The sequence below is a fragment of the Marinomonas sp. SBI8L genome (genome assembly GCF_001624705.1).
Taxonomy (GTDB): Bacteria; Pseudomonadota; Gammaproteobacteria; order Pseudomonadales; family Marinomonadaceae; genus Marinomonas.
The window spans coordinates 49,888-62,697 of sequence record NZ_JSEO01000009.1; the positions used below are offsets into that span (position 1 = coordinate 49,888).

13 protein-coding genes are annotated in these 12,810 nt (G+C 40.6%); 5 read left to right on the forward strand and 8 right to left on the reverse strand.

Annotated elements, in window-relative coordinates; translation table 11 throughout:
- Positions 1-9: 9 nt before the first annotated feature.
- The 3 genes from pstB to OA91_RS14385 all read left to right on the forward strand — a co-directional run bounded on the left by pstB (position 10) and on the right by OA91_RS14385 (position 2,196).
- Positions 10-840: a phosphate ABC transporter ATP-binding protein PstB gene (gene pstB / locus OA91_RS14375; RefSeq protein WP_046015391.1), complete on the forward strand. Its 831-nt coding sequence runs from the start codon at positions 10-12 to the stop codon at positions 838-840.
- A gap of 23 nt (positions 841-863) precedes the next feature.
- A complete protein-coding gene (gene phoU, locus OA91_RS14380; RefSeq protein WP_046015390.1) occupies positions 864-1,571 on the forward strand; it encodes a phosphate signaling complex protein PhoU in 708 nt (235 codons plus the stop codon).
- A gap of 124 nt (positions 1,572-1,695) precedes the next feature.
- Positions 1,696-2,196: a GAF domain-containing protein gene (locus tag OA91_RS14385; RefSeq protein WP_063338991.1), complete on the forward strand. Its 501-nt coding sequence runs from the start codon at positions 1,696-1,698 to the stop codon at positions 2,194-2,196.
- Here OA91_RS14385 and OA91_RS14390 read toward each other — a convergent pair.
- The 8 genes from OA91_RS14390 to OA91_RS14425 all read right to left on the reverse strand — a co-directional run bounded on the left by OA91_RS14390 (position 2,191) and on the right by OA91_RS14425 (position 10,818).
- Positions 2,191-2,556: an Hpt domain-containing protein gene (locus tag OA91_RS14390; RefSeq protein WP_063338992.1), complete on the reverse strand. Its 366-nt coding sequence runs from the start codon at positions 2,554-2,556 to the stop codon at positions 2,191-2,193. The two genes, OA91_RS14385 and OA91_RS14390, sit on opposite strands and share 6 nt — an antisense overlap.
- 42 nt (positions 2,557-2,598) lie before the next feature.
- A complete protein-coding gene (locus OA91_RS14395; RefSeq protein WP_063338993.1) occupies positions 2,599-4,425 on the reverse strand; it encodes a sensor histidine kinase in 1,827 nt (608 codons plus the stop codon).
- A gap of 27 nt (positions 4,426-4,452) precedes the next feature.
- Positions 4,453-4,953, reverse strand: a complete 501-nt coding sequence (locus OA91_RS14400; protein WP_063338994.1) for a hypothetical protein — start codon at positions 4,951-4,953, stop codon at positions 4,453-4,455.
- Positions 4,954-5,234: 281 nt separating this feature from the next.
- Entirely contained in the window at positions 5,235-6,230 is a 996-nt protein-coding gene (oppF, locus tag OA91_RS14405; protein ID WP_063338995.1) for a murein tripeptide/oligopeptide ABC transporter ATP binding protein OppF, read from the reverse strand.
- Positions 6,227-7,198, reverse strand: coding sequence for an oligopeptide ABC transporter ATP-binding protein OppD (gene oppD / locus OA91_RS14410; RefSeq protein ID WP_063338996.1), 972 nt, complete (start codon positions 7,196-7,198; stop codon positions 6,227-6,229). The genes oppF and oppD overlap by 4 nt, the downstream gene beginning before the upstream one ends.
- Positions 7,199-7,208: 10 nt before the next feature.
- Positions 7,209-8,135 carry an oligopeptide ABC transporter permease OppC gene (oppC, locus tag OA91_RS14415; RefSeq protein WP_063338997.1) on the reverse strand — a complete coding sequence of 309 codons (927 nt, stop codon included), beginning with the start codon at positions 8,133-8,135 and terminating at the stop codon, positions 7,209-7,211.
- Positions 8,136-8,146: 11 nt separating this feature from the next.
- On the reverse strand, positions 8,147-9,067 hold the full coding sequence (gene oppB / locus OA91_RS14420; RefSeq protein ID WP_063338998.1) for an oligopeptide ABC transporter permease OppB: 921 nt from the start codon (positions 9,065-9,067) through the stop codon (positions 8,147-8,149).
- 134 nt (positions 9,068-9,201) lie between these two features.
- Positions 9,202-10,818: a peptide ABC transporter substrate-binding protein gene (locus OA91_RS14425; protein ID WP_063338999.1), complete on the reverse strand. Its 1,617-nt coding sequence runs from the start codon at positions 10,816-10,818 to the stop codon at positions 9,202-9,204.
- Positions 10,819-11,101: 283 nt separating this feature from the next.
- Here OA91_RS14425 and cysZ point away from each other — a divergent pair, with 283 nt between their 5' ends.
- On the forward strand, positions 11,102-11,878 hold the full coding sequence (gene cysZ / locus OA91_RS14430) for a sulfate transporter CysZ (protein ID WP_063339000.1): 777 nt from the start codon (positions 11,102-11,104) through the stop codon (positions 11,876-11,878).
- Complete coding sequence (locus OA91_RS14435) at positions 11,879-12,775, forward strand: response regulator (RefSeq protein WP_063339001.1); 897 nt, start codon at positions 11,879-11,881, stop codon at positions 12,773-12,775. It abuts the gene before it with no gap.
- Positions 12,776-12,810: the final 35 nt, after the last annotated feature.

A 12,810-nucleotide genomic window follows, 5' to 3' on the forward strand; every position in this document is an offset into this window, starting at 1 on the left:
GAGACGATTATGAGCGAAATGAAAGCACACTCAATTGATATTTCGGCGATGCAGCGTAGCCAACAGACTTTGCGTATCGAAAATGAAACTCCTTGTTTAACTGTGAACAACCTAGAACTTTTCTATGGTGATAAGCAGGCATTGAATGGGATTGATATGATCATCCCAGAAAAGAAGGTAACTGCTTTTATCGGACCATCTGGTTGCGGTAAATCGACCTTATTACGTTGCTTTAACCGTATGAATGACCTAGTTGATACTTGCCGTATTACCGGTGAGATCAATCTACATGATACAAATATTTATGCGAAAGGAACTGAGGTTGCTGAGCTGCGCCGCCGTGTAGGCATGGTATTCCAAAAGCCTAACCCTTTCCCGAAAAGCATTTATGAAAACGTTGCTTACGGGCTTCGTATTCAAGGGATTAACAAAAAGCGCATTCTTGATGAAACAGTTGAATGGGCGTTACGTTCTGCAGCCCTTTGGGATGAAGTAAAAGACAGACTACACGAAAGTGCTTTAGGTATGTCTGGTGGTCAACAGCAGCGCTTGGTTATTGCACGTACCGTTGCAGTAAAACCTGAGGTTCTTTTATTAGATGAGCCTGCGTCTGCGTTAGACCCAATCTCAACCCTGAAAATTGAAGAATTGATCCATGAGTTGAAAGAAGAGTTCACCATCGCAATTGTAACTCACAACATGCAACAGGCGGCTCGTGTCTCTGACTATACTGCTTTCATGTATATGGGTGACCTGATTGAATTTGGGGATACTAATACCTTGTTTACTAACCCAAGTAAGCAACAAACAGAAGACTATATTACTGGTCGTTACGGCTAGCTCTGTCGATAAGGAAGAAGATCATGAAAGAACTAATGACACACCATATATCGCAGCAGTTTAATACTGAGCTTGAAGACTTACGCCAACACTTTCTAACTATGGGTGGCGTGGTTGAGAAGCAAGTAAGTGATGCGATTGAAGCCTTACTAAACAGTAACTCTGAGTTAGCTGAGGACGTACGTGAGCAGGATGCTACGGTTAATAAGCTAGATGAGCTGATTGACGAAGAATGTACACGTATTCTGGCTAAGCGTCAGCCTGCAGCCTCTGATTTACGTATGATCTTATCTATCTCAAAAGCGGTAAGTGAACTTGAGCGTATGGGTGATGAAGCTAAGAAGATTGCTAAATTTACCTTATCCTTGATCGAAGAGGGTGAGTCGCCAAGAGGTTATGTTGAGATTAACCGTATAGGTACCATGGTATCTCGTATGATACATGATGCGCTTGATGCGACCGCTCGACTAGATATCGATATGGCGATAAAGGTAGCTAAGCAAGACCGTGTTGTTGATATGGAATATAAAACAGCTTTGCGTTCCCTAGCGACTTATATGATGGAAGATCCACGCAGTATCACTCGTATTCTGAATGTGATCTGGGTGCTAAGATCTCTTGAACGTATCGGTGATTATGCACGTCATGTTTGTCAGCACTTAATCTATATGGTTAAAGGGGTGGACGTTCGTCACGTGCCAGCTCAAGAAATACAGCAAGAAATAGAATAATGCATCCCTGTGTGATGTATTAAGGAAAGGCTCCTAAGTGATTAGGGGCCTTTTTTGTATAGGGATATTTGATTATGATGGCTGGGCTAATTATTTACACCTCTAAAAGGGAAAGGACAGCGCAATGTTTACACTAGAAATAGATCAATCTTCATCTAAACCTGAGTTCTATGAATCTTTGAACTTACAATTAACTGGGTTATTGATGGAAGAAGAGGACATGATTTGTAATCTTTCTCAGTTTGCGGCTTTTCTGATGCAAAGCTTAGAAGAGGTTAACTGGGCTGGTGTTTATTTTGCACGAGGTGAGGAGCTGGTATTGGGACCTTACGTAGGTAAAGTCGCTTGTACGCGTATTCCTTTTGGTCGTGGTGTATGCGGAACAGCAGCCAGCACTCAAGAAATTCAGAGAATTGCGAATGTCCACGATTTCCCTGGCCACATTGCCTGTGATAGTGCGTCTGAATCTGAAATCGTTTTGCCTATTATGGTTGCGGGTAAGTTGATTGGGGTTTTAGATATTGATAGCCCTATTGCGAATCGTTTTGATGAAGAGGATCAAGCTGGCCTTGAAACCTTGTTACGCACTCTTACCCAAGCAACACAATTTGAGTGGCAGTTATAAACTTTCTCTCGCTATCCCCATTAAAGCAAGCTCATCTATGCTTGCTTTCAGTGCTGAGCTGAGGTCATCCAGCTTATCTTTATTAGCATTGAACTCATGCTGATCATGATTAATACAATGCTCTTCTAGGCTTTTTGCTAACTTTGATAATTGCATAAAGCCTAGGTTTGCGGCGGAAGACTTAAGAGAATGGGATTTGATTCGTAAGTCTTTGTGTTGCTCTACATGCCAGTTCTTCTGTAAAAAATGTATGTTCTCTTCTGCATTAGGAACAAACGCCTCAAATACTTCTTTAACCATGGCCAAACCAAGCTGACTTATAAGAAGAGTAATTGTATGTTTATCAATAAGTTCATCCATCTTTCTATCTCATCAAATGAGTAAAACTGATCTTGCTTAGGGTTAGTAAGCTTGACTAGATATAAAGTCTTGATGGGCTAACTCATTTAAAGCATGCCCCATGTTTAAGTGTAAAAGAGGCCCTTTATACAGTGCATGTGCAAGGGCTTTGGTTCGGTTCTGACTCAGGTTAGAGTCGGCCACAAGCTGGCTTCCTGTGTTAACTAATTTTTGTAAATTAATATAGGAGAGGTCATCTAACATGCTGTCATCTCCTATATAAATGTAATGAATCTTTTGTTCAGGAATTTGATTAAGTATTTGAGTATGTAGTGGCGTATTAAGTCCTAACGCATTGGCTTGCATTGCCATTAAGTGAGCCACTGAATCACTCGCTTCTAGAATAATCATATTCTTGTTGGTTAATGATTTAACCAAGGCTTGTGCCGCTTTACCTTCTTGAATCGGGGTGATTTGGTGGTGGAATATGGGCAGTTCCAGAATAAATTCACTGCCACCTGATTCTGGGCTATGACAGCTTAATTCTCCATGCATCAGGTGTGCGAGAGCACGACATAGGTAAAGACCTAAGCAGTATTTATTTTCAGGAAAGTTAGGTACCTGGCTATCCAATGGGCTTTGCAACATCTCCAGAATACTGTCTGATATGCCGATACCTGTGTCCTTGATTACCACCTGAATCATGCTGGCAGGTATTTCAGGGTACAGACTAGGTCGCCACTGTGGTGCTTTAGTCTGGGACATTCGCACGACTATGCTGATATGCCCAGAAGGGGTGAATTTGAATGAATTATCTATCAGGTTATAAATGATCTGATGTAAGCGGCTATTATCGTAAATAGCTTGGTCTGGCAGCGTTAAATCGATATAACTTAATACTCTCACCGCCTTAGGATTAGATCTCATAGCCGCAAATTTTATGCTCTTTTCTAACTCGTGCGCCAAGCTGAAAGGAGCATAATCTAACACCAAATTATCAGAGGCAATATCAGATAAATCAGAGAAGTCTTTGATTAAGTTTAGTAACAAGGTACCTGAGTCTTCTATGGTATCTAGAATCTGACATTGCTCGTTATTCAACCCCTTGGTTCTTAATAGCTTACTCATGTTAATCACCCTATCTAATGGGGTATTAATCTCATGGCTCATGGTTGCTAAAAAGTGTGTTTTATCTTGTGCAATGTTCTCGATCTGGTGCTCTGCTTCTTTTGCTTTCATGACAGCAATACGAGTGCTTCTAATATTTGTCATAAGCACTAGAAAGAGGGCGATGGCATTAATAATGAAAATAAGCATTATGTACTTAAATAGCTGAAATTCTTCGAGAATTTGCTCTCTTTGCTCAACTGAATAAGCACGGCTGCTTTGGTTAACCAGGCTGACAAACTTATTTATCTGTGGCTCAAGAAAATGCAGTTTATTAATAAGTTTATCTAGATTTGATAAATCGTTATTTTCGATCTGAACGATGTTGGGCTGCAGCAGCTCTAATTCGGCACTGATAAAGTTTAGGATACGTATACTACGGCCATCACCATAATAGTGAATGCGATTTCCGACGCTGCCGACTTTTAGCAGGTCGATACGGCTCATTAAAAGGTCATAATAAAAGAGTACATCACCAGCTGCTGGTGGATTATCTTTATCTAGGCGTTTGAGATAATCGACAAAGCGGTAGCTTTGTACTTGGAGTTGCAAGCTAGACCAGATACTACTCTCATAGGTTGTTCTAACATGCTTGGTACTGTTGGAGTTCGCTAAAAAGTAGAGCACAACGGAAGCGATTAGAGTGCAAGAAAAAATCACCAATAAGAAAGACGTGAGACGCTTCATCATGATTGATCTGACGTCTTTCGTTAATCCCTTCACATGCTACTCCTATCCTTGTACTACTAACTATTGGTTAACGACAATCTGGTTAACTTGCCAAATAGACTTACCATAATAAGATTCATTTTTAAGTTTTGGCTTATCATCAAAAGGATAGACGATCATGATAGGCCCTTTGTTTCTGATAGTCATAGGTACGCCGTCCATATGAGTCGCAAAGATGGCGCCGACTTCAGTAAAATCTTTAACTGGAATATCTATCATATAGTCATTAAGTGCAATCAGACTTAGGTTTTCACCTTCTACTCCAAGCAAATCGAAAAACTCTTGGGCATTAAAGCCTGTATAAGTATGTTTCCCTTCATTCCAGGGTGTGTGAGTACTGATACTTGATCTAGGTAGTTGATCTAGCATGTAACGGTCAAAAATCGCATTACTGTCTTTATTGGTATTACTAATCAGGCCACTGACAGTCAACAGTGTGCGAGTTGAAGGCAGTTCTAATGAGTAAGATACGGAAGAGAAAATTAAGCTAATGAATATTAAGCAAAACTTCAAACTTTGCATGGGGAGTCCCTTCGTAAGGTTAATGATCAATTTACTAATTATACTAGTCTAAAATTATGATTGATTGCAGTAACTATTCGGTAGTTTATGGAATAAAGACTCTTTTTTTACGCAAAGAACACAATAAACCAATAATTTAAGTTGAAGTTGAGAGATAAACTAGCAATATCTAGAAATTAATATTATATATCAATTAGATGGCATGAATTGTATGAAGATTAAAATAAAAAAAGCCTTCATCTAATCATAAATGAAGGCATCAAAGGGCATTGCAAAATTGTCTAGTTAATGTCTTTTAGTCTCACACACGCAGCTTCATGGGACTCGGTCACATTTTCCAGTTGAGGAATATGCTGAGCACATGCTTCTGTCGCGCTTGGGCAGCGAGTTCTAAAAACACAACCAGACGGTGGGTTAATAGGGGATGGCAAATCGCCAGATAACAACTGAATCTCTTTTTCTCTTTCTAGTTTTGGATCTGGCACAGGAACTGCGGATAATAAAGCTTTGGTATATGGGTGTTTTGGCGAGTCGTATAAAGAGTGTTTATCTGCAAGTTCAACGGCGTGGCCTAGATACATAACCAGAACACGGTCTGAAATATGTTTAACCACACTTAAATCATGAGCAATGAAGACTAACGAAAGTCCCATTTCTTTTTGTAGAGACTTAAGCAGGTTTACAACTTGTGCTTGGATAGACACGTCCAATGCTGATACTGGCTCATCACAGACAACTAGCTTTGGTTCAAGGATAAGCGCGCGAGCAATACCGATACGCTGACATTGGCCGCCAGAGAATTCGTGAGGATAGCGGTTAATAACGTTTGGTAATAAACCTACCTTAGTCATGATGGCACGAACTTTCTCTTTTACCGCATCATCACTTAAGTCAGGCTGGAAGGTCTTAAGTGGTTCAGCAATGATTTCACCAATTGTCATCCTTGGGTTTAAGGAGGCTAATGGATCTTGAAATATCATTTGTAATTCTTGGCGCTTATCACGCATGTCTTTCTTATTGAGTTGAGTTAGATCTTGTCCTAACCAAACAACATTGCCTTGAGTGATAGGCAGAAGACGTAATAGGGCACGGGCAAGGGTAGACTTACCGCAACCTGATTCACCTACTACACCAAGGGTTTCCCCTTCATATATTTTAAGACTCACACCATCTACCGCTTTTAGTGGGCGACCCTTCTCCCAAGGCCAAGCATTCTCATTCTTGATATTAAAGTGAACTTTTAAATCATTTACTTCCATTAGGACTTTGTTGTTCATGCTACTAGCTCCTTAATGGATTTGTGACAAGCGCGTAAACCATTGTTTTCACATTGAATAAGCTCAGGTGATTCTGTGCGACACTTATCCGAAGCATGAACACAACGTTCCTGGAAAGGACAGCCTTGTGGTAGTTGCAATAAGTTAGGTGGATTACCTGGAATGGTTGCTAGGATTTCCCCTTCCGTATCAAGACGAGGAATCGCTTCTAATAAACCCTGAGTATAAGGATGAGATGGGTGATAGAAGACATTATCTGTGGCGCCATACTCCATAGTACGACCAGCGTACATAACCAATACTTTGTCACATAAACCCGCAACCACACCCAAGTCATGGGTGATCATAATGATAGAAGTATTAAAATCAGACTTAAGCTCGTTTAGTAGCGTTAGAATCTGAGCTTGTACTGTCACATCAAGCGCTGTGGTTGGCTCGTCTGCAATTAAAAGTTTAGGGCGACACAATAGTGCCATCGCTATCATGACACGCTGACGCATACCACCAGAGAATTCGTGTGGGTACATATTCATACGTTTACGCGCTTCTGGCATTTTCACTGCGTCAAGCATGCGTACAGATTCTTCGAAAGCATCTTTTTTGGTCATACCCTTATGTAGGATCAAGACTTCCATCAACTGCTTACCGACCTTCATATAAGGGTTTAATGAGGTCATAGGGTCTTGGAAAATCATCGCGATTTTCTCTGAACGTATGTGGTTCATCGCACTTTCAGGCAAGCCTAAAATGTTTTGACCTTCAAATAAGGCATTACCTTCAACCAAGCCGTTGCCTGCAAGTAAGCCCATCAAGGCAAAGGCCGTTTGGCTTTTGCCAGAACCAGATTCGCCAACAATACCTAAGGTTTCACCTTCAGCTAAGCTGAAATTTAGATTGTTAACTGCAGTGACAGAACCGTCTGGCGTTTTAAAGTTAACGCGTAAGTCTTGGACATCTAATAAGTTCATATAACTCTCCTTAGCGATCTTTAGGGTCTAGTGCGTCGCGCAAACCGTCGCCTAGGAAGTTAAAACAAAACAGGGTAAGAATCAGGAAGGTTAGCGGCCAAGCAAGTTGCCAAATCGCAATTTCCATTGTGCCTGCACCTTCAGAAATAAGTGCACCCCAACTTGTCATTGGCTCTTGAACTCCAAGTCCTAAGAAGCTGATGAAAGACTCTAGAAGAATCATGCCTGGTACGAGTAGAGTGGCATACACCACAACGATACCCAGTAAGTTAGGAATAATATGACGGGTAATGATCTTGAAAGAAGACACACCGCAAGCGTGAGCGGCTTCAATATACTCTTTGTTTTTCAAACTTAATGTTTGTCCACGTACAATACGCGCCATGTCCAACCAAGAAATGGCACCGATAGCGACAAAGATCAAAAAGATGTGACGTCCAAAAATCGTCATCAAGATGATAACGAAGAACATGAATGGAAAAGAGTTAAGTATCTCTAGCGCACGCATCATCACACTATCGATACGACCACCTAGGTAACCCGATGTAGCACCATAAAGCGTACCGATAACGATAGCGACAAAACTACCCAGAATACCCACTAATAAGGAGATTTGACCCCCTTGCATAGTACGTACAAAAATATCTCGGCCTAAAACGTCAGTACCAAAATAGTGGCCTGTTTCAAAGCTAGGACGACCTAGCGTTTCAATATCAGACAGGGCTTCCCAGTCGATATCCTCATAACTCCACACACTTAGAAAAGGGCCTACTAGTGCGAGTAGCGCAATGACTCCAAGAATAATTAAACTGATTACCGCTGCGTGGTTTGACAGAAAGCGGCGTCTAGCATCTTGCCATAAACTACGGCCTTCAATTTCAGTCACTTGTTGAGCGAAATCTTCTACGGCCTCGATTTTATCTTTAGTTAACATCATGATTGAGTGCCTTAATAACGAATTTTTGGATCAATAACCGCGTACAAAATATCGACAACGGCATTAAATAAAATAGTAAGCGAGCCAACTAAAATAGTGACACCCATAACCATTGAGTAGTCACGGTTTAGTGCACCATTAATGAAATGCTGGCCAATACCGCCGGTACCAAAATACACATCCACAATCACGGAACCTGTAATAATGCCGACAAACGCAGGCCCTAAATAAGAGATAACAGGTAACATGGTAGGGCGTAGTGCATGCTGCAAAATAATGCGATAAGCAGGTAGGCCTTTCGCTCTAGCGGTACGAATAAAGTTTGAGTGCATGGTTTCTATCATGCTGCCACGGGTGATACGGGCAATTTGTGCAATATAGCTGGTCGACATAGCGATGACTGGCATAACTAGGTAAGGCCAAGCGCCATCATTCCAACCACCTGCAGGTAACCATTTGAGGTAGATGGAGAAAAATAAGATACAAAGAGGAGCTAATACAAAGTTAGGTAGTACGATACCAATATTGGCAAAAGCCATAACAAAGTAATCAACTAATGAGTTTTGTCTTAAAGCTGCATAAATACCACAGGAAACACCGATAACCACGGCAATAATAAAAGACCAGATACCGATTTCAGCGGATACAGGTAAGCTCTGTGCAACTAATTCATTGATAGTAAAATCTTTGTAGCGAAAAGATGGACCTAAGTCACCTTGAAGTATACCGCCAAGATAGTAGAAGAACTGGTTGATAACAGGCTCATCAAGATGGTATTTAGCGTTAATGTTAGCTAAAACCTCAGGCGGTAAAGAGCGTTCGCTTGAAAATGGGCTACCTGGTGCCGAATGCATCAGGAAAAAAGAAACTGTGATAAGTATTAATAAAGTTGGGATAGCTTCAAAAATACGTTTAAAAATAAATGTCAGCATAATAATACCTGATTAGCCTCATGGGCCAAGGTTCCATTGACTAATACTAGGAAAACTAGAAGTTAGAAGAAGTAAGAGAGGTAGCAGACTCACATCATGTGAGCCTGCTACTAACGCGTTAAGACATCAAACGCTTAGTGAGCAATGATGTACATGTCACGTGTATAGATGTTGTCTTCTGGGTTTGGCTGATAACCGCCAACGTAAGGTTTCTTCATACGCTTAGTAACATAGGTGTAGATAGGTGCGACAGCCATATCTTGGTTGATCGCAATTTCTTCAGCCTTGTTATAGTTACTCGCTGGGTTTTGCATTGTTTTAGCTTCGTTCAACAAACGGTCATACTCAGTATTTGAGTATTTACCATCGTTGTTACCATGAGTCGAAGTTAACAAATCAAGCATAGTAGATGCTTCATTGTAATCACCGATCCAACCGGCACGAGCAACTTGGAAGTCACCTGCTTTTTTCGTTTCTAGGTAAGTTTTCCATTCTTGGTTTTCAAGTGTTACTTCTACACCCAAAGTCTTTTTCCACATAGAGGCAATGGCAATCGCAATACGTTTGTGGCCATCGTTTGTGTTGTAAAGAAGGTTAAAAGTCAGAGGGTTATTTTTGTCATAACCTGCTGATTGAAGTAGCTTTTTCGCTTCAGCTTCACGTTCTTTTTGAGTCATGGTTGCATAAGCAGGTGTTTCTGGATCAAAACCGTTTACGATAGAAGGTGTGAAAGAGTAAGCAGGTTGCTCACCAACACCTGTTACGTATTTAGTGATTACGTCACGGTTGATCGCGAAAGAAAGCGCTTTACGTACTGCTGGGTTGTTATAAGGTTCAACCTGAGTGTTGAACTGGTAGTAGTAAGTACCCAATTGAGGTGTGATGATTACTTCATTTGGAGATTCTTTTTTCAAACGCTTGAAGTGGTCGCTTGGTAGGTTCCAAGTAATATCAACTTCACCCGCTTCATAACGCTTAAGGTCAGCACTGTCATTTTCTAAAGGTAGGAATGTAACCTTGTTGATAACGGTTTTGTCATTATTCCAGTATTGATCGTTACGAACCATTTCCATTTTTTCGTTCACGATCCAAGAATCTAGCTTGTAAGCACCGTTACTAACCATATTGCCTGGTTTTACCCACTCATCACCGTATTTCTCGATGGTTTTACGAGGTGCAGGGAAAAGAGTTTGGTGTGATGTCATTTTTACGAAGTATGGAACTGGACGCTCTAGTGTTACTTCAAATGTGTAATCGTTAACAGCTTTAACACCTAGGCTTTTCACATCAGCTTTACTATTAATAATTTTAGATGCATTAACAATAGATGGAATTTCAACATACCAAGCGTAAGCAGAGGCAGTCACTGGGTCAACAGCACGCTGGAAGCCAAATACGAAGTCATGAGCAGTAACTGGCTCACCATTAGACCATTTAGCATCTTTACGTAGGTTGAATGTATAAACAGTGTTGTCTGCATTTGTTGTATAGCTAGTAGCAACACCTGGCGTTAGGTTGCCGTCGCCATCAAGGTTGTATAAACCTTCAAAAAGCTCACGAGTACGGTGAGAGCCTGGTGTTCCTTCTACTTTTTGTGGATCAAGTGTTGCAGGTTCTGCGCCACCACCACGAACAAGTTCTTGAACATCGGCTAGCTTAACGCCAGCAGGAACATCGGCAGCTTGAGTTTGTACTGCGCCGAAGGCTACGCTAAGTAACGCACTAGCGAGTAGAGTTTTTTTCAGGTTCATAAAAGGCCCCTTTAGTTAACTTAAGTTATTTATTATTAATGGTGCAATGTCTCTTAGACACTTAGCTTTTTTTAGATCAGCAAATGTCTGAGTCTTGGATAGTTAACTAATTGGGTAAATGGCTCAATCGAAATTCCGCATTACGCTATACGCATAATAAAGGTTTAATCTAAAAAACGAATAAATAGGCTCAGCTAAATCGGTTTGCAAGCGTGATAATTACAGGGAAGTTAGATAAAAATATGATAATGTCTATTTTCTAGAAAATTGATGGAACAAATTTGTGATATTGCAACCTTTTCAAGTAATAGGGGCTTACCTTAAAGCTTTACCTATTCTACTTTCACCTGGATTAAGGCTATTTATTCTGGTGCCTTTACTAGCGAATATGGGCCTGATGGCTCTCTTATATATGGTCGCTTTTAGCTATTTTGGTGATTTAACCGCTTATTTAATGAGTTGGCTTCCTGATTGGCTTTCATTCTTAAGCTGGCTGTTTTACCTAGGTTTTAGCTTATTAAGTGCTATTAGTTTATTTTATGCGTTTTCTATTGGTGTCAACATTATCGCAGCGCCTTTCAACGGAATCTTGGCTGAAAAGGTAGAAGCTAGATTGTCGGGAGAGACAGTAGAGTCCGATTTAAATTTCCGTCAAGTTTGCCTTTTGATTAGCCAAAGCATAGTGCGAGAATTACAAAAAATACTCTACTTTTTGCCTCGCTTTGTACTTTTGTTTATTCTGTCTATGATACCTGTGGTGAACATTATTACGCCTTTCTTATGGCTCTTGTTTGGCGCTTGGGTACTGGCAATACAATATATGGATTACTCGTTTGATAATAACCGAGTATCTTTTGCTGAAATGCGAGTAGGTTTAAGGCAGAAGCCTGTTTTATGCTGGTCTTTTGGCTTCATAGTAATGCTCCTATTACCTATCCCGTTTGTTAATTTTGTGGTCATCCCGTTAGCTGTGGTGGCCTCTACCATTCTTTGGTTTGATTCATTTAAAGCAAGTTATTCAAAGAGTGATAGCCTTGCACAAGATTTTGGAAATAAATAAATGGCTATAAAAATTCTAGTTGTTGATGATGCTTCTTTTACTCGAGATTTGATTCGTCGCACCTTAAAAAAACATTTCCCATCAGCTCAGTTGGAAGAAGCCGTTAACGGACGAAAAGCTCAACAACTTATGAATAAGGTCAAATTTGACATGATCTTATGTGATTGGGAAATGCCTGAAATGACAGGGCTTGAGTTACTTGATTGGTGCCGCCAGCAAGATAATTATAAAAAGGAAAATGTACCTTTTGTCATGATCACCAGCCGTGGTGATAAAGATCATGTGGTTGAAGCTGTTAAAACGGGCGTGACAGATTACCTAGGTAAACCTTTTTCCAGTGAGCAACTGGTAAATAAGATAGTGTCAGCGGCGAAAAAGCATAATTTAGACTCCGCTTTGATGGCCAAAGGGGCACGGGGTTCTGGTGCTGAAAAAGAAGTATTGGATAGCTTAACAAAAGCGGCAACAGGCTCTGGTACTAAAGGTATGACAAGCCATACTTCTGGTTCTTTAGATGTGCTACTAGGTGGGAAAAGTCCTAAAGCAGCGACTGTCACTAAACCTAAAATTACGCATCCTAAAGTCACGACCAAAGACGTTAAAGTGCCTAGCATGGTACGTTTTGCTGGTAAGCAGTTTAGAACTATGGTTATTCAGTTTAGCTGTACTGAAGCCAGTCTTTTGATTAAGAGTGATGATGTTATTCCAAGCGTATTGGATCAAGCTGTATTAGATTTAGAATTCAAAGGTAAGGTAAACCGCCTGAATTATTATGTTCAAGGTGTGGCAACCACTGAGAAAAAACCAACCTCATCCTTTTTAACTGTGACATTAGGGTTAATTGATCAGGATGCAGAGAAAGAAAGCTTTATCAAAGCCTTGTTTGAAAGCTTGTAGAAGGTGTTGAGCTTTAAGAGTTAGGCTGAGAGACG